The 17345-nt window shown below is 53.0% G+C and carries 16 protein-coding genes, 1 pseudogene and 1 riboswitch; of the genes and pseudogenes, 15 read left to right on the forward strand and 2 right to left on the reverse strand.

All coding sequences use genetic code 11. The features are described from left to right. The first annotated feature begins 431 nt into the window (after window positions 1–431). Window positions 432–797: an arsenate reductase family protein gene (locus R50912_RS09165; protein WP_042234164.1), complete on the forward strand. Its 366-nt coding sequence runs from the start codon at window positions 432–434 to the stop codon at window positions 795–797. 27 nt (window positions 798–824) lie between these two features. After that, on the forward strand, window positions 825–1766 hold the full coding sequence (locus tag R50912_RS09170; protein WP_042234167.1) for a 5'-3' exonuclease: 942 nt from the start codon (window positions 825–827) through the stop codon (window positions 1764–1766). Window positions 1767–1889: 123 nt separating this feature from the next. Here R50912_RS09170 and R50912_RS09175 read toward each other — a convergent pair whose 3' ends face one another. Next, window positions 1890–2300, reverse strand: a complete 411-nt coding sequence (locus tag R50912_RS09175; protein ID WP_042234169.1) for a peptide deformylase — start codon at window positions 2298–2300, stop codon at window positions 1890–1892. Window positions 2301–2569: 269 nt separating this feature from the next. Here R50912_RS09175 and R50912_RS34120 point away from each other — a divergent pair, with 269 nt between their 5' ends. From R50912_RS34120 to R50912_RS09205, 5 genes are all read left to right on the forward strand, one after another. Continuing rightward, the gene (locus tag R50912_RS34120) at window positions 2570–4060 is read left to right on the forward strand and encodes an ice-binding family protein (RefSeq protein WP_197073056.1); all 1491 of its coding nucleotides are present in this window, start codon (window positions 2570–2572) and stop codon (window positions 4058–4060) included. After that, on the forward strand, window positions 4053–4745 hold the full coding sequence (locus R50912_RS09190; protein ID WP_042234175.1) for a class D sortase: 693 nt from the start codon (window positions 4053–4055) through the stop codon (window positions 4743–4745). Before R50912_RS34120 ends, R50912_RS09190 begins: the two co-directional genes overlap by 8 nt. A gap of 210 nt (window positions 4746–4955) precedes the next feature. After that, the gene (gene tnpB, locus R50912_RS09195) at window positions 4956–6077 is read left to right on the forward strand and encodes an IS200/IS605 family element RNA-guided endonuclease TnpB (RefSeq protein WP_042234178.1); all 1122 of its coding nucleotides are present in this window, start codon (window positions 4956–4958) and stop codon (window positions 6075–6077) included. A 317-nt stretch (window positions 6078–6394) separates the two neighbouring features. Beyond that, window positions 6395–7891 (forward strand): alpha-N-arabinofuranosidase, encoded by a 1497-nt coding sequence (locus R50912_RS09200; RefSeq protein WP_042234181.1) that lies wholly within the window; start codon window positions 6395–6397, stop codon window positions 7889–7891. 13 nt (window positions 7892–7904) lie between these two features. Then, on the forward strand, window positions 7905–8180 hold the full coding sequence (locus R50912_RS09205) for a DUF6171 family protein (protein ID WP_042234183.1): 276 nt from the start codon (window positions 7905–7907) through the stop codon (window positions 8178–8180). A 92-nt stretch (window positions 8181–8272) separates the two neighbouring features. Here the strand turns inward: R50912_RS09205 and R50912_RS09210 are convergent, their stop codons facing one another. Further along, window positions 8273–9229 (reverse strand): ArsR/SmtB family transcription factor, encoded by a 957-nt coding sequence (locus R50912_RS09210; RefSeq protein ID WP_042234184.1) that lies wholly within the window; start codon window positions 9227–9229, stop codon window positions 8273–8275. A 162-nt stretch (window positions 9230–9391) separates the two neighbouring features. Next, window positions 9392–9586: riboswitch (cobalamin riboswitch) on the forward strand. A 275-nt stretch (window positions 9587–9861) separates the two neighbouring features. Between R50912_RS09210 and R50912_RS09215 the strand changes: the two genes are divergently transcribed. The 8 genes and pseudogenes from R50912_RS09215 (at window position 9862) to R50912_RS09245 (ending at window position 17061) form a co-directional block, all read left to right on the forward strand. Beyond that, on the forward strand, window positions 9862–10626 hold the full coding sequence (locus R50912_RS09215; protein WP_042234187.1) for an energy-coupling factor ABC transporter permease: 765 nt from the start codon (window positions 9862–9864) through the stop codon (window positions 10624–10626). Then, a complete protein-coding gene (locus R50912_RS09220) occupies window positions 10626–10922 on the forward strand; it encodes an energy-coupling factor ABC transporter substrate-binding protein (protein WP_042234189.1) in 297 nt (98 codons plus the stop codon). Before R50912_RS09215 ends, R50912_RS09220 begins: the two co-directional genes overlap by 1 nt. Then, window positions 10919–11707, forward strand: coding sequence for a cobalt ECF transporter T component CbiQ (gene cbiQ / locus R50912_RS09225; protein ID WP_052416154.1), 789 nt, complete (start codon window positions 10919–10921; stop codon window positions 11705–11707). The genes R50912_RS09220 and cbiQ overlap by 4 nt, the downstream gene beginning before the upstream one ends. 260 nt (window positions 11708–11967) lie before the next feature. Beyond that, window positions 11968–12813 (forward strand): energy-coupling factor ABC transporter ATP-binding protein, encoded by an 846-nt coding sequence (locus tag R50912_RS09230; protein WP_156123044.1) that lies wholly within the window; start codon window positions 11968–11970, stop codon window positions 12811–12813. A gap of 29 nt (window positions 12814–12842) precedes the next feature. Further along, window positions 12843–14507: pseudogene (gene cobJ, locus R50912_RS36420) on the forward strand (precorrin-3B C(17)-methyltransferase); the annotation flags it as partial. A 63-nt stretch (window positions 14508–14570) separates the two neighbouring features. After that, window positions 14571–15605, forward strand: coding sequence for a sirohydrochlorin chelatase (locus tag R50912_RS36425; protein WP_442950512.1), 1035 nt, complete (start codon window positions 14571–14573; stop codon window positions 15603–15605). Further along, window positions 15602–16393, forward strand: a complete 792-nt coding sequence (gene cobK, locus R50912_RS09240) for a precorrin-6A reductase (RefSeq protein ID WP_042234193.1) — start codon at window positions 15602–15604, stop codon at window positions 16391–16393. Before R50912_RS36425 ends, cobK begins: the two co-directional genes overlap by 4 nt. 2 nt (window positions 16394–16395) lie before the next feature. Beyond that, window positions 16396–17061, forward strand: a complete 666-nt coding sequence (locus R50912_RS09245; protein ID WP_042234196.1) for a precorrin-8X methylmutase — start codon at window positions 16396–16398, stop codon at window positions 17059–17061. The last annotated feature ends 284 nt before the right edge of the window (window positions 17062–17345 follow it).

A 17345-nucleotide genomic window follows, 5' to 3' on the forward strand; every position in this document is an offset into this window, starting at 1 on the left:
GAGGGTCCGCTTAGAATTCCGCTGGTGGGTACAGCCAGGAGCCAGCTGAGATTGTGAAATAAGTGCGAGACTGCACTTATTTTTAGCTGTTTCTCCACTCTAAATCCAACAAGTGGAAAAAGTACAACTAATTTCAGAGGTTTGGCCGGAAAGTATCAAATGCGCTCAAATTAAGTGTTTAAAATCCAACTAATTCCTATTAAGCTACGAATTTATGCTAACTAAATGTACAATTTCCATTTAATTCCGATCACTCAGCACATAGCCCAGATGCCTCTAACGGAATAGGCGGCTAGAGTGGTGGTTAAACGTAGCAACGCAGGTGCACCAATGTTTCGGCCCATCCGGCCCGCGAACGTGGCTTCGCCGGCAGCCCTAATAATCAGCGCACTGCAACACTTCCGCTGCGCTTATAATAAAAGGAGAACCACATGAGTCAATTGAAGGTGTATCAATATCCGAAATGCAGCACCTGCCGCGCCGCAGTGAAATGGCTGAAGGAGCAGGGGCATGAGCTGGACTTGCAGCATATTGCCGAGCAGCCGCCCACAGTGGAGGAGCTGCGTGTCCTGCTGAAGAACAGCGGACTGCCGCTGAAGAAGTTTTTTAATACGAGCGGTGAGGTCTACAAGGAACTTAATCTGAAGGACAAGCTGGCCGGTCTCAGTGAAGATAAGCAGCTTGAGCTGCTCGCCAGCCACGGGATGCTGATCAAGCGTCCGGTTGTCACTGACGGCAGGAAGGTTACAGTCGGCTACAAAGATGAGCAGTACGCTGAGGCCTGGAGCAATACCTAAATTACAGAATACAAGGAGAGGTTACACATGAGCACAGTAACAGACACTAAGGGCCGGGTAATGATCGTTGATGGAATGGCTCTGCTGTTCCGGGCTTTTTATGCTACCTCTTATGGAGGATATATCCGCAAGACCAGCGCCGGGCTTCCGACGAATGCGGTGTATGGATTTTTGCAGTATTTTTTCGACGCGGTGAGTACGTTTGAGCCTTCACATGTGGTGTGCTGCTGGGATATGGGCAAAGGTACCTTCCGTACGGAGAAGTATGACGGCTACAAATCGAACCGGATTGACGCGCCGCTGGAGCTGATTCCGCAGTTTGACCTCGTGAAAGAGGTAGTGGCCGAGCTGGGCGTGCCGAATATCGGTCTGGTTGGTTATGAGGCTGATGACTGCATCGGTACACTGGCTTCGTGCTACAGCGGGGAGTCGGAGGTCTATATTCTCACAGGTGACCACGACATGCTACAGCTGGTGAATGACAGCGTCAAGGTCGTGATTATGAAAAAAGGCCGCTCCAACTATAAAGTGTATGATCCGGCGGAACTTCTTGCTGAGCGTGGCCTCACCCCTGCACAGGTGATTGACCTGAAGGGCTTCATGGGCGACACCAGCGACAATTATCCCGGTGTGAAGGGCATAGGTGAGAAAACAGCCACCAAGCTGCTGACCGAATACGGCACTGTGGAAGGTGTCATTGAGAACCTGCATCTGCTGCCCAAAGGCGTGCGGGCCAAAATCGAGGCTGACCTCGATATGCTGCATCTCTCGCGGGAGCTGGCGGAAATCCGCTGCGATGTGCCGGTGGTCTGCGAACTGGCGGACTGTCTGTGGGCACTGCAGCGGGATACTGCGGCTCGCAAGTTCAATGAGCTGGAGTTCGGCAGCCTGATGCATCTGATCGGCGGGATCGCCGAGGTCCGGGATGAACGGGGAATCGTACAGATTGAACTCGGAGATTTGGGCTGAGTAGAGCTTAGTTATAGGCTTAGGCAGGCCAGAGCCTCCTGAACAAGCAGAAGACCCCTTGCGAAAATCTCGCGTAGGGGTCTTTTTGCGTTTTCCCTAACAAATGAATACCATATGCCGGGCTCAGATTACAATTCCGTCGCAGTGATCGATCTCATGCTGAATGATCTGCGCCGCAAAGCCGGTGAAGGTCTGCTTCTGCGGCTTGAAATTATAGTCTAAGTACTCTACCTCAATGGATTCATATCTAGTAGTTTTGCGTACGCCTTCGTGGGACAGGCAGCCTTCCTCGGTTTCATACGGATGGGCACGCTGGGCAATGACCGGATTGATCATTGGAATATTCATTTGTCCGATGCTGAAGGCGATCATGCGCTTGTTGACACCGATCATGTCAGCCGCCATGCCGACACAGCGGTCTGCGTTCGCCCGCAAGGTATCCAGAAGGTCATCTAACACTGGCAGATCCTCTGGGGTTGCCGATGTGGACTTCTGGCTTAGAATCGTCATATCTTTACATATGGGTCTGATCATAGTACTCTCCATGTGTTTTATTTGGCTGCCACTGCCATAATATCATCTTTTGTATGGACAGTGAAATGAATCTTGCCGGAACAATAATGTAAAGCCGTCAGACACTTTCGGGTATTTGGTGGTTTTTTGCAGTGCATTTGGGTTCAGCAGGGGTGGTATATCGTGTAAGGTGCGGAATTACAGATTTACTTTGCTTATTCGACAAGACTACTGTAGAATTAATAAGTATATAATGGTAAAAATTGGCAACAAAAAAAGGGAGCATGCGTATGAAACTGAAATATCTAGGACTCACCGCAATTGTGCTGGTTTTCACACTGTCTTTTTCAAGGATTTTGCTGCCCGCTTCAGCTGCGGTAATAGACATGAATTTGGGTTCAGCGGCCACTTTCGGGCTACTCGCAAAGACGATGACAACGGTTGAGACTTCCGTTTCCGGAAATACGGGAGCTATTACTCAGACCGTAATTCCACATATAACGAATGGGAAAAATTATTTAGATGATAGTGTTTATCATGCTGCTGACATTGATTTGGGAAATGCCATTGGGTATGCAAATTCACAGGTGCCTACTGTAAATGGAACGGCTGGAGCGGATCTGGGAGGCGAAATCCTGCTGCCCGGTATATATAATTATCCAGGTGCAGTTAATATCAGTGCTGATGTAACACTTAGCGGTGATGATATTTTTATCTTCCAAATTGCAGGGACATTGGATACAACGGCCGGTACGAAGATTCTATTAACAGACGGGGCACAAGCCTGTAATATCTATTGGGTGGTGAACGGGGCCGCGACACTCGCGGCAAATACGGAGTTCAATGGCAGTTTATTGAGTCAATCTTCAGCAACAACGGTTGGTATTAATACTATTATAAATGGAAGAATTCTGTCACAAGATGCAGTTACATTCACTGGCCCGGGCCCGTCTAACATTACCGTTCCGGCTTGTGTCCAGGAGCCGCCTGTGGAACCACCGGTACAACCGCCTGTAGAAACAGATGCACCAGCGCCAATACCGGACACAGCAACGCCAATACCGGCAACGGCTACGCCAGTACCAGTTACGGAAACATCAGTACCAGTTACGGCAACACCAGTACCAGCAACGGTAGTGCCAATACCAGCAACGGCAATACCAATACCGGCCACGGCAACGCCAGTGCCAGCAACGGCAACACCAATACCAGCAACGGCAACGCCAATACCAGCAACGGCAACACCAATACCGGCTACAGTAACGCCAATACCAGCAACAGTAACGCTAATACCGGCCACGGCAACACCAATCCCGGCTGCAGCAACGCCAGGCCCTGCTGCTTCACCTGTCAATACTCCTGCTGCTTCACCTCCTGCGGAGCTGCCGGCAGCGCCTGCTTGGAGTGTTGAAACGGAATGGGTTAAAGTAGGCTTACTTCCGGACGGGGATATGATTATTGATGCAAAGCTCCCTGATAATCAAGAAGACACAGGAGTGTGGAATTTCGATCTGGGGGGGAAGTTATACAATACAGAAGGAACTGAAAGTGTCAATTATAGGATCGCTAAAGCACCGGTAGGGACTTATAATATTCTGGTGAGATTCACTTCCCATAACGGAACAGTGTTTAAGTTTGAGGTGGTTCCCGTATCTGTACCTACAGTCACCGGAGGCCAGCTTCCAGCTACCGCGACGCCGTGGTACAACTTGCTTCTCTCAGGATCTCTATTAACCATAATGGGAGGAGTAATCTTATGGAGGAGAAAGCTTCGTGAATAAACGGCACACTGAGCATAAAGTAAAAGCCGGAAAACAGATATACATTATCTCCCTGGGATCAATGATTTTGGGGATCTTGTCTATCTCTTGGGCCCTGATTCATATCCAGGCGCAAACCGTTCCCGTTGCTTATAATGAGAATACAGATCTTATCCCAATTCAGGCTGATCTGCGCCATAGTGTAAAGAGCAGCATCGCCGTTCCGGTAGAAGCAGGCGATTCCAGCAGCATACCGCCGCAGGATGATATCCTCTATCCCATAAGGCCGCTGGAAGGCGATGTTATCGGAAAGCTGATAATTCCGGCATTACAGCAAATTCTTCCGATTATACACGGGACAGACGAGGATGAGTTGGAGGAGGGAATTGGACATTTCTCGGAAAGCGTCCTGCCGGGTGAGAATAACAATTCGGTTCTATCCGGACACCGGGATACAGTCTTTGCTAAATTAGGCGAGCTGGAAATAGGAAACGAGCTTGTCGTTGATACATCAGCCGGTTCTTTCACCTATAAGATAAGTGCTATACGGATTGTTGATAAAGACGATAAAACGATTATCGTACCTACAGACCACGCTGTCCTAACCGTAAGCACCTGCTACCCCTTTCACTTTATCGGCGCGGCTCCCGACCGTTATATTCTCATCGCAGACCTGATCGCTGAAGTCCGTTCCCCCACAACATGAAGATCTTTCGATTTACCTTTATCCTTTGACATCTCGGTGTCAAAGGATTTTTTTAGGGAAAACGGGTCTGACCACCCACAGCAGTATTTTATCTAAAAAAGCTGAGAATACTCCACCCTCGATAGGGTGGGGATGAATCAGTAGTTTTCGATTTCAAGACGAACATATGTGCTATAATATGGATGAGATCACTAAAAGGAGGTGTTGCACATGCTCGTGTCTGCGCAGAAGGTTTCTTCGAAACCCCTGGTTCATCAAGCCTATAAATATCGGATCTACCCCAATACAGAGCAACAGCAACTCATTCGTCGAATGTTTGGCTGCTGCCGTTTTGTGTTCAATTACTTCTTGGGAGCTTGGAATCAAAGCTATGCGGAAACGGGAAAAGGCTTGTCTTATCACGCTTGTGCGACACAACTCCCCGGTTTAAAAGCACAATACGACTGGCTGAAAGAAGTCGATAGCATCGCTTTGCAGTCGGCTGCTCGTCATGTGGCGGATAGCTTTGATCGTTTTTTCAAGAAGCAAAATCAAGCGCCACGCTTCAAGAGCCGAAAGCATCCGATTCAAAGTTACACGACCAAATTCACCAACGGGAATATCGCCATGGAGGGCAGTCGCTTGAAGCTCCCCAAACTCGGCTGGATACGTTTTGCAAACTCCCGGAAGCTGGAAGGCCGGATATTGTCCGCTACCGTTCGTAAAAACGCCAGCGGGAAATTTTTCGTCTCGCTCGTTTGCGAAGTTCAAAAGAACCCTCTGCCCCAAGTGGATACACCTATTGGCATCGACTTAGGCTTGAAAGAATATGCAGTATGCTCAAACGGCGAACATATCGCCAATCCTCGCTTTTACCGTCAATACGAGAACAAGCTGGCGCTTTGGCAGCGGCGGATGGCTCGGCGTACTCCGGGCGGCTCCAACTGGAAGAAAGCAAGGCAGCATATCGCTCGTATTCACGAACGCATTGCCAATAAACGAAATGACTTCCTCCACAAGCTGACCACGAGACTGATTCGTGAAAACCAAACGATTAGTATCGAACATCTGCGTGTGGCGAATATGATTCAGAACCCCAAGCTTTCAAAATCCATTGCTGATGCGTCTTGGGGCGAGTGGGTGCGACAGCTGACGTATAAAGCGAAATGGTATGGACGAAATCTTCGGATCGCCGACACGTTTGAGCCGACCAGTCAGCGTTGCCATGTGTGCGGCACAATCCACCCCGAGGTGAAGAACCTGTCCATTCGGGAATGGACGTGTACGGCCTGCGGGACGATCCATGACCGTGACGAAAACGCCGCTCACAATATTGAACAAGTAGCGGTTTAACCGCCACCTAACCAAACGATAGAATTCAACATTTCACTTGCGTCAAAAATGTAAAACTGCGGGAACGCAGGGATCGCTTGCTCCATAAGAAGAGGGTACTCTTCTGTTCGCAAGAATCCGCCACTTCAAGCGTTAGCTAAGTGGGGGAGAATTCAACCTATGCGCCACCGCAGCGATAGATGGAAAGATTCTTAAGAAACGGTTGCACGAGCCACTTAATTTAAAGATTGACGAACCGGAGGTAGCCTGACTATAATATTAATATAAGTATTAAATGATTAACAAATATATTAACCTAAAGAGGAGCGTTAACTGAAATGGCAGAACGCATTGTACTGAACACTGACATCCGCAAAGGCACAATTAACCGCAACATCTATGGACATTTCGCTGAGCATCTGGGACGCTGTATCTATGAAGGCATCTGGGTAGGGGAAGATTCGCCGATTCCGAATACTAAGGGTATCCGTAACGATGTGGTGGAAGCGCTTAAGGAAATGAAGATTCCTGTATTGCGCTGGCCGGGCGGCTGCTTCGCCGATGAATATCACTGGAAGGACGGCATTGGCCCAAGTGAAGAACGCAAGCGCATGATCAATACCCATTGGGGTGGTGCGGTTGAGAACAATCATTTTGGTACACATGAATTCATGCGGCTCTGCGCCATGCTGGAATGTGAGCCGTACATCAACGGCAATGTAGGGAGCGGAACGGTACAGGAGATGTCCGAGTGGGTTGAGTATTTGACCTTTAACGGTGTATCACCGATGGCTGAGCTGCGCCAGAAGAACGGCCAGGAAGAGGCTTGGAGTGTAACTTATTTCGGCGTGGGCAATGAGAACTGGGGCTGCGGCGGCAATATGCGTCCAGAATATTATGCTGACCTGTACCGCCAATATCAGACTTATGTGCGCAACTATGGGGATAACAAGATTCACCGGATCGCCTGCGGCGCGAACTCGGATGACTATAACTGGACCGAAGTGCTGATGCGCGAAGCCACCCGCTTCATGGATTCCCTTACCCTGCACTACTACACCCTGCCGACTTCGGATTGGGCGAATAAAGGTGCGGCTACCGGCTTTGGAACGGATGAATATTTCACCACACTGAAGAAAGCGCTGTTCATGGATGAGCTGGTTACCCGCCACAGTGTCATTATGGATAAATATGATCCGGAGAAAAGAGTGGGCCTGATCGTCGATGAATGGGGCACCTGGTATGATGTAGAGCCGGGTACCAACCCGGGATTCCTCTACCAGCAGAACACGATCCGTGATGCGCTGGTTGCCGGTCTGACCCTGAATATCTTCCACAAGCACAGCGACCGTGTACGGATGGCGAACATTGCCCAGACCGTAAACGTGCTGCAGGCTGTAATTCTGACCGAAGGCGAGAAAATGCTTCTGACTCCAACCTATCATGTATTCAATATGTATAAAGTACATCAGGATGCGGAACTGCTGGATCTGACAGTGGATAGCCCGGTATACAGCTATGAGGGCGTAGAGATTCCTGAAGTATCTGCTTCAGCTTCCGTAACAGCAGAGGGCGTGATTCATGTCAGCCTGTGCAACCTGAATCACGCTGCACCGGCAGTATTGCCGCTGGAGCTGCGCGGACTGGCTGGACTGTCAGCGGCCGTAAGCGGCACAACACTTGCCGGGTCTTCCATCGATGCCCACAATACCTTCGAGCAGCCGGAAGCTGTAACACCGCAGCCGTTCAACGGCTTCAAGCTTGAAGGAGATACGCTGACGGTTACTCTGCCGCCAATGTCGGTAACTGTACTGGAAATTACTCCGGAAGCGTAAGGAGAACAGCAGCATGACAACCACTTCAGCCTGCAAGGGATGCCGGGAGGAGTACAAGGTGACGGAAGCGCAGATTGCCCGGATTCTGGCCTCTTCGATGTTCAATCCGGGGAACACTGCCCCGGATGAAGTCTATGCCGAGCGGGTTGCTCTATGCAGAGCTTGTCCTAAGCTGCAGGATGGCGTGACCTGCACGGCCTGCGGCTGCATTATACCGGTCGTGGCCCGGCTGAAGGCACGCGGCTGTCCGCTGCCGGGCGGCGGCTTGTGGCAGCCTGTGACTGATTAAACCGCATGGCTGTCTCTAGTAATAATACCGTAACCGCAACAGCGGCAGCGGGGGACCTGATCTTAAGGTCTCCTGCTGCCGCTGTTTGTTGTCTAATCCTGTCCGGGTCCTTCCGTCCGGCTGGTATTTGCCGACGCTTCAACAGCATCTGTATAAAAGAGTTCAAAGACCAGATCCTCGTTGTAGTTGCCGAATCCCTTGCCGAACAAGGTAAGACCACCGATATGCTCCGCATCGTCTTCCACAGAAACCTTGAACGTCCACTGTTTATCACGGATACTGACCTGATCCAGCGTAACCTCTGACAGCTTCTGACCGTCCATGAATGTGCCCGCCGGAGTAATCCGCAGCTGCTTAAGCAGTCCATATTGGTTGGTGAGCGCAGGCCACCAGGAAGGAGTGTATTTGCCCGGGCTGTCCCCGTAGTCGCCGGGGCTGGTCCAGAATCCAAGCCGCTGTCCGTTCAGTGTGAAGGTGATGTCGGAGGGCCAGTTATTATTGATGGACGGGGCTTCGGAGGCAATCTCCATGGTGATGACCAGTTCCTCAGGATTCTGGCTGGACAGCAGGAAGTTCGGGATTTTATATTCCACGAATCCTTTGCCGAACCACAGGATGCCTGCATTCACCCGCTCCTGATCCCAGAAATACCGCGGATCGTCAAAGTTGCCGATTACCCGCTCGGTGGTAGATAATCCGCAGGTCGGTTCAATCTGGAAATCAGAGTAGTGGCCCACGGGTATTTCCTTACGGTAGCCTCTGCGCTGTGTTCTGGCTTGTCCGGGGAAAATAATCTCAGCACTCTCGGCGGCCAGTGTACAAATCTTCTGCAGTCCGCTGCGCCCGGGAGCCATGTGGCTGCGGATCAGTCCGGCAGCTTCCAGCTTGCGCACATGCATCGTCATAATGGCACTGCTGAGCTTCAGCGCCCCGGCCAGTTCCTTGACGTTCATAGGCTGTTCGGACAGCAGCCGCAGCATCTGCAGGCGCACAGCGCTGGATAACGCTTCATACACGGGTAAAGATTGTTCGGTTAGATCAAGTTTCATGTGCTGCCTCCACGTTCAGGTTATATAGTTAATAATTATATTACTCAAATGATATTCTTACAAGCAAATGAATATTGCCTAACAAGCAAATGAATACTGCGCCTCGCAGCCTCTCCAATTTTATCACAGACATGCAGAGCCTGTTCCGCTATGATGTAGGATGGATTAGCGATGTAACAAGGTGCTCTTGCCGGATCAGGCAAGGGATAACAGGGAATCGGGTGCAAGTCCCGAGCGGTCCCGCCACTGTAAGGAAGAGCTGAACTTCATGATGTCACTTGGGGAGATCCCGGGGAAGACGAAGGATGCAGCGCCCGTATTCCAAGCCAGGAGACCTACCTTGATTACACACACCACGACTCTACGCGGATAGGAGCGGTGTACGGATAGGTTAATAAGATGAGGCGATGTGCCCCTGTAGAACCGGAGGGAATCTTGAAGATCAAGATCAGAGCCGGCTCAATGTTATGCAGACACAGCGTTGAGCGGACCATGCGGAGCGACCGGGTGCAGAGCCCTTTGCTGGCGCACGGCAGTGCTCTCTATCGAATCATACCTGCGTACATACACTCCCACCCAGAAGGGCGGGAGTTTTTTGGTTTGCCATATTTAAGAAACGTGGAGGCTGACAAATGAAGAAACGCGGATTTTGGAGTTTTGCGGCGCTGATTGCCGGATTTACAGTGTTCTTTTTGCTGAATGAACCTGGGACGGCCCAGGCTATGCACATTATGGAAGGGTTTCTGCCGGTAGGCTGGGCTGTGTTCTGGTGGGTGGCGTTTTTACCGTTCTTTGTGCTCGGGATTATCAGGCTTAGATCGATGACCAAGGAGAATCCGGAGCTGAAGCTGCTGCTCGGTCTGGCAGGGGCGTTCACGTTCGTTCTATCGGCGCTCAAAATGCCTTCCGTTACCGGAAGCAGCTCTCATCCTACGGGTACAGGGCTTGGTGCTGTAATGCTGGGGCCGCTGCCGATGGGCGTGATCGGCTCGATTGTGCTGTTGTTTCAGGCGCTGCTTCTGGCGCACGGGGGAATCACTACACTCGGGGCGAATGCGTTCTCGATGGCGGTCGCGGGGCCTTTTGCCGGATATGCAGTCTATAAGCTGTTGATGAAGCTGCCGGACCGAGAGAAGCTGGCCTTATTCTGTGCGGCGGCGGTTGCCGACCTGATGACTTATGTAGTGACTTCCGTCCAGCTTGCGGTGGCTTTTCCGGCTGGGGATGGCGGGGTTCTGGCGTCTTTTCTCAAATTCGGGGGGATCTTTGCCGTAACGCAGATTCCGCTGGCCATCAGCGAAGGGCTGCTGACCGTATTATTGTGGAACTGGCTGAAATCGTACAGTCCGAATGAAATGTCGCTCCTGAAACGCAAGGTTAAAGGGGGAAATGCATAATGAGCAATAAATGGAAAAATGGGTTGATGCTGCTGGCCGTTGTTCTGTTGTGTGTGCTGCCGCTGTTGTTCGTAGAAGGGGAGTTCGGCGGGGCCGATGATGCTGCCGAGAGTGTGATCACAGAGATTAACCCGGAATATGAACCCTGGTTCAAGCCGCTGACCGAAATCCCGGGTGAGACGGAGAGTATGCTGTTCGCATTACAGGCGGCGATTGGCGCCGGAGTGATCGGATATTCACTGGGGCTGCTGAAAGGGAAACAAGGCCAGGCGAAGCAGAACAGCATCAGCAAGTGATCAGACGAATTGATGTCCTTTCTTATAATAATGCCTTAAGGCAGCTGTCTCCCATGTGGAAAAGCTCGTTCGCGGCACTGATGTTCCTGCTCTCCTATACCGTGGATCCGGTGCTGCAGATTGTGATTACGCTGTGGATGATGTCATGGTGCATCCTGCATGCCAAAATTCCCTATCGCGCCTATTTGCTGCTGTTTGGTACGGCGCTGCTGTTCTATGGCCTTAGTGTCCCGGCACTGCTCGTGGAATTCGGCCACCCCGCTGCCGGGGAAGCTGGCGTATTCCGGATTTCGGGGCAGCCTCTTCCGGTGTATATCACAGCTGCAGGACTGGAACGGGCCGCTGAACTGCTGGTTAGGGTCTCTGCCTGCACAAGCTGCTGCTTCTTCCTGATGTTCACCACGCCGTTCAGTGAGCTGCTGCAAGTGCTCCGCAGACTGCGTATGCCGCAGATTGTGCTGGAGCTGATGCTGATCATGTACCGCTTCCTGTTCCTGCTGAATGATGCAGCGCACGGACTGATGCTGGCCCGGAGGCTGCGCGGCGGCCGGAGAGGGTACAAGGCCAGGCTGCGGGAGACGGCGGCCATGGCTGGCGCCCTCTTCGGCAATACGATGCACCGTTATTACGGATTATCGCAGGGGCTGCTGACCCGCGGGTTCACGGGGGAGATCATTCTGCCGCCGTATACCGCGCGGCCTGTGCCGCGGCGTTATGCGGTCCGGGCGTATGCGGGGATCGCTGTGCTGGCGCTGGCGCAGCTTTGGCTGTGGCTGAGCGGTTGAAATTAAGATTTTAGTGCAGGAAAGCTGCTGGCTTTTTTGAAATCATGCCCAAAGTACAACAATTTCCCCGATATATCGGATGTATTCCAAGATTGTTGCACAAGAGGCAGCATTTCGTCTCCTCCAAGTGGCTTCACGGGACAATTCTTGTATTTCATACAACACTCCCCCCGAAGGCCGGTGTATCTAGGTATCAAAGCTGTAAAACATACAACATTTATCCAATTTCGATTTGCCAAATCACATTAGAGGAGTACGCCATGGACATGGAATATAGTCTGGCTTTTGACGGGGTGGTGTTTCATTACCCGGATACGAAGGAAGCCGCGCTGCGTGAACTAACCCTCTCCATTCCCAAAGGCCGCAAAACGGCGGTGCTCGGCCATAATGGTTCGGGCAAATCGACCCTGTTCCTGCATGCTGTCGGCATTCTGCGTCCACAGAAGGGTACGGTTCAGCAGGGAGGTAAGACATTGTCCTATGCCAAAAAAGAGCTGGCTGCGCTGCGGCGAAGCGTGGGCCTTGTTTTTCAGGACCCGGAGCAGCAGCTCATATTGAGCTCGCCTCTGGAGGACGTGTCCTTCGGGCTGCGGGGAACGGGGATGGACGAAGCCGCAATAGCTGAGCGCTGCCGCAGTGTCATGGAACTGCTGAACCTGACGGAGCTGAGTGACAAACCGGTTCACCAGCTTAGTCTGGGGCAGAAAAAACGCACCGCACTCGCCGGAGTAATGGCGATGGAGCCGGAGCTGATCCTGCTGGATGAGCCGACCTCGTATCTGGACCCGTTATCTGAGACACAGATGCTGCAGGGTCTTGACCTTATACATGAAAAAGGCACAACCATAGTTATGACTACGCATGATATGAACTTGGCGTACCGCTGGGCGGACTGGATTATCGTACTGGATCAGGGGAGGTGCCGGGCTGAGGGGACGCCTGAGGAGATTTTTGCCGGGGCGGAAGAATTGCAGGCCATCGGCCTTGATCTGCCGCTGCTGGCCGACTTGTGGTACAGCCTGCCTGCACGGCTCACCGCCGGCCGGCCGGCTCCCCGCACGGCGGGAGATTTCAAATCCGTACTAAACAGGCTGCTGAATAGTTAATACAGGCATTCACGAACGGGGGAAGAAGAATGAAGAAACAAGGAAAGCTGCTCATTATCGGCTTCGGTCCCGGAGCGCTGGAGCATATTACCGGCCGGGCGCTGGCTGCTCTCGAGGAGAGTGAGGCTGTAATCGGCTACAACACTTATGTGGAGCTGATCAAACCGCTGCTGCGGCATCAGGAGATTGTCGGCACTGGTATGACCGAAGAGGTCAGCCGGGCGCAGGAGGCCGTCCGCAGAGCCGAGGCTGGTCAGACCATTGCCGTAATATCCAGCGGCGATGCCGGTGTATACGGCATGGCGGGGCTGGTCTACGAGGTGCTGATTGAACGGGGCTGGAACCGGGCTGACGGAGTAGAGGTCGAGGTGATCCCCGGAATATCAGCGATTCAGTCCTGTTCTTCCCTGCTGGGAGCGCCGGTTATGCATGATTCCTGCACAATCAGCCTGAGCGATCATCTTACCCCGTGGGAGAGCATTGCCGCGCGTGTAGAAGCGGCGGGCGCCGCGGATTTCGTGATCGCCTTCTATAACCCGCGCAGCGGCAAGCGGACGCGGCAGATTGAAGAAGCGCGCAATATCCTGCTGCGTTACCGTGATCCTTCCACGCCGGTCGGCATTGTCAAAAGCGCCTACCGTGACCGTCAGCAGACGATCGTCACTACGCTGCAGGAGATGCTGGAGCATGAGATCGGCATGCTCTCTACGGTTATCGTCGGCAACTCGGCGACGGTGGTCTACGAGGGTCTGATGGTTACGCCGCGCGGATACGAGCGCAAGTACAATCTTGGCGCGCAGACGCAGGCGCTGAAGCCGCATGAGCGGCTGCGCCCTGCGGCCGAGCCTTGGTCGCTGGCTGCGGCTGAGGCGGGGCGGTCTGAAGGGGCAGGGGTGGAGAGTGTGGGCGCTGAGGCGGGGCGGATAGATGGAGCTATGACACCGAGTGCAACTGCCGGTGAAACCGGACGGGTAGAACGATTGGTGTTAGAGAGTATGGCTCCAACTGACGGGGGACGGACGGAGGAGGCTGCGGGGTTAAGTCTGGCAACATCTGCGCGCGTGGAGCGTCCACGTATTTCTGCCGTTCAGCTGGCGGAACACGCTGATGAAGCCTTCGAGCTGGAGGTCTCTCCTGTCCTCGGCAGCCGCAGATTCAGCGGTATCCAGATGAAGCTGATGGCAGAGCTGGCAGGCGATGACGGGCAGCTGATCTATACGAAGGACGGACATTTTCTGCTGCGCAGCCATCCGGGAGACCGGGCTGAGTTGGCGGCGAAGCTGACAGAGGCAGAACTGAGCGTAAGTATACCCGGTGATTATGTGAAAGTAAAAACCTGCGGGTTCTGTGAATTGCGGAGAAGCGGCGCTTTAAGCGCTGCGGTCCGCCTGCATACCCTGCTGCATGGACTTGCTGTACCCAAAGAGCTGCATATCAGCGTGGCGGGCTGCGGCATGGCCTGCAGCTCGGCTGTTCTGGACGATATCGGGCTGGTCCTTTCGCGGGGCAGCTATGAGCTCTATCTGGGCGGCAAGAAGTCGGGCCGGGGAGCACATGCCGGCACGCTCGTCCGTGAAGGTATGAATGAAGATGAAGCCGTGGCTGCTGTAGCAGCGGCAGTGGAGCATTATACTGCGCAAGGCCGGGAGAAGGAGCGGTTCCATGCTTTTTATGAACGGATGGGCAGTATTGAAGAACAGGTGAACAGCACTCCAAGGAGTATGGATAATAATGACAGCATAGAGGGAGCACGCATGATGAGAACCGTATTACTGGTTGGACATGGAAGCCGGATTCAAGCGGGAAATGAGGAGCTGCTGCAGTTCACCAGCCAGCTTGCCGCCCGGAAGCCTGAGCTTAGGTTTGAGACCTGCTTCATAGAGCTAGCCTCACCTTCAATCGCGGGCGGAATTGCCAAATGTGTGGAGGCCGGTGCGACGCAAATTTATATTGTGCCGATTATATTGTTCGCGGCGGGCCATTCCAAGCTGGATATTCCGATGGCGATCGATGAGGCCAAGCTGAAGCATCCGGGGGTGGAGTTTGTATACGGGCGTCCGCTGGGTGTTCAGGAGCGGACAGTAGATATTGTGCTGGACAGGATACGTGAAGCTGAATCGCTTTCTGCATCTGTGACACACAGTATCGAAGCTGATTCGCTGGCCATTTCTGTGGATTACAGCAATGAAGCCGGAGCTGCGGACTTAAGTTTGCAGGAAGCCCAGGCCCACACAACATCCGCAGCAGAGGATAAGGATACCATCGTGCTGCTTATGGGGCGCGGGGGCAGTGATCCGGATGCCAACAGTGATTTCTATAAGCTGGGCCGGCTGCTATGGGAAAGAACGTCTTACCAAAGCGTTGAAAGCTGCTTCATCGCCATCACGAAGCCGTCGCTTCCGGATGGGCTTGAACGCTGCCTGGCATTGGGTGCGCGTAAGATTATAGTTGTGCCGTATCTGCTGTTCACCGGAGTACTGATGAAGCAGTTCGCAGAAATGGTTTCTCATTTCGCCGTAGAGCATCCGGAAATTGAAGTGCAGCTCGGCCGCCAGCTCGGCATTCATCCACGGCTTGTGGATATGCTGACAGAGCGTATTGAGGAGACAATGGAGGGTCAGTCTTTCAGCAATTGCGATAACTGCAAGTACCGTGATGAAGCGGCATTGCACCACCACCATCACCATCACCACCATGGTGAGGAGGGACATGGACACGGGCAGCAAGAGCGGCATGATGTAACCGGAACAGCGGCTCCGGCAGACAACCGGGATCTGCGCCAGCCGCGATGATCTTCATGCTGTGCGGCACCAGCGATGCCCGGGAGCTGGCGCTGAACCTGTCGCGTCAAGGCCTGCAGCTGCAGGCCTCTGTCGTGACGCCCAGTGCGGCGGAACGTCTGGAAGCCGCAGCTATCCGCACCCGGGTCGGCAGGCTGGACAGGGCGGCCATGACCGCCCTGCTGCAGGAGGGCGGGTATCGCGCCGTTGTAGACGGCAGCCACCCGTTTGCGCTGGAGGCCCATGCCAATGCTGGGGGTGCAGCAGCAGCGCTCGGCTTGCCCTATTTTCGCTACGAGCGGCAAAGTCTGATTTACGACAGCCATCCCCGGCTGATCATTGTCCGTTCCTATGCAGAAGCTGCATGCAAGGCCAAAGAACTGAAGGGCTCCATTATGCTGACAACCGGCGGTAAGACACTTGGCGTGTTTGCGGAGGAGCTGCTGGGAGATCCGGACATCCGGCTGACGGTCAGACTGCTGCCCTGCCTGGAGAATATGGAGAAATGTCTGTCCCTTGGCATTGAGCAGCGGAATATTATTGCGCTTCAGGGACCTTTTAGCAGAGAGATGAACGAGGCACTTTACCGGCAGTATGGCACACAGGTGATGATTACCAAAGAGAGCGGGGCGGAAGGCTCGGTGGATGAGAAGCTGCATGCCGCGCTGGATATGGGGCTTTACGTCATTTTAATTATGCGGCCGGAGCTGAGCTTTGGAGAGAACGGGAAGGTGTTTGACTCTTTTGACGAGATTACGGAGGCCGTGAGAGCTGCGCTGCAAATGAACAAGGAGGGATAACTGTGGATTTTGGTACGGATTTCAAGCCGGTGACAGTACAGCCGCAGGAAATAGAAGGCCTGAGTTTTCAGATGATTACGGAAGAGATGGGTGAACACTCCTTCAGCAGGCTGGAGTACAAAATAGTGCAGCGGATCATTCATGCTTCAGCCGATTTTGAGCTGGGACGGAGTCTTGTTTTTCATCCTCGGGCGATTGAGGCCGGGATCACCGCCATTCTGCAGGGCAAGCCGATTATTGCCGATGTGCGGATGGTGGAGGCGGGCATTGCCAAGGAGCGGATTCAGCGGTACGGCGGGGGAATCAGGGTTCATATTTCCGATCCGGATGTGATGGAAGAAGCGAAGGCGCTCGGGACTACACGGGCCATTATGGCTACGCGCAAAGCTTGTGCACAGGCTCCCGGAGGCATCTATGTGATCGGCAACGCGCCGACTGCCCTGCTGGAACTGATTCGTCTGGTAAAAGAAGGCACAGCGCAGCCGGGTCTTGTCATCGGCATGCCGGTCGGATTCGTCTCAGCGGCGGAATCCAAGGATGAGCTGCGCAAGCTCGACATTCCTTACATCACCAATATCGGGCGCAAAGGCGGCAGTACGATTGTGGTAGCGGCGGTCAATGCACTGAGTCTGCTGGCGGACCGCCGGGCGGCAGGCGAATTGAATTAGCCCTGCCCCAGGTATAAGCGGGAACGGTGTTAGCGCTGGGCCAACACTCCAAACTCTTTAGTAGCGGGTTTTGAACAGGATATGAACAAGTTCTAATCCATACGGCTAGGCTTATGAGGTATGCTTAAGTGCACTTTGTACAACTAAAACGTCTGATTTACAACCAATTATCCGTTTAGCTGTATTTCGTACAATTAAACTACTATTTTTTGCTTGATCTCACCCATTGGGGCAGATTGAGTTGTACAGAGTACAGTTATAAGTTGCTAGCCTACCTTTCCGCT

Source organism: Paenibacillus sp. FSL R5-0912, assembly GCF_000758605.1.
Lineage (GTDB): Bacteria > Bacillota > Bacilli > Paenibacillales > Paenibacillaceae > Paenibacillus_AQ.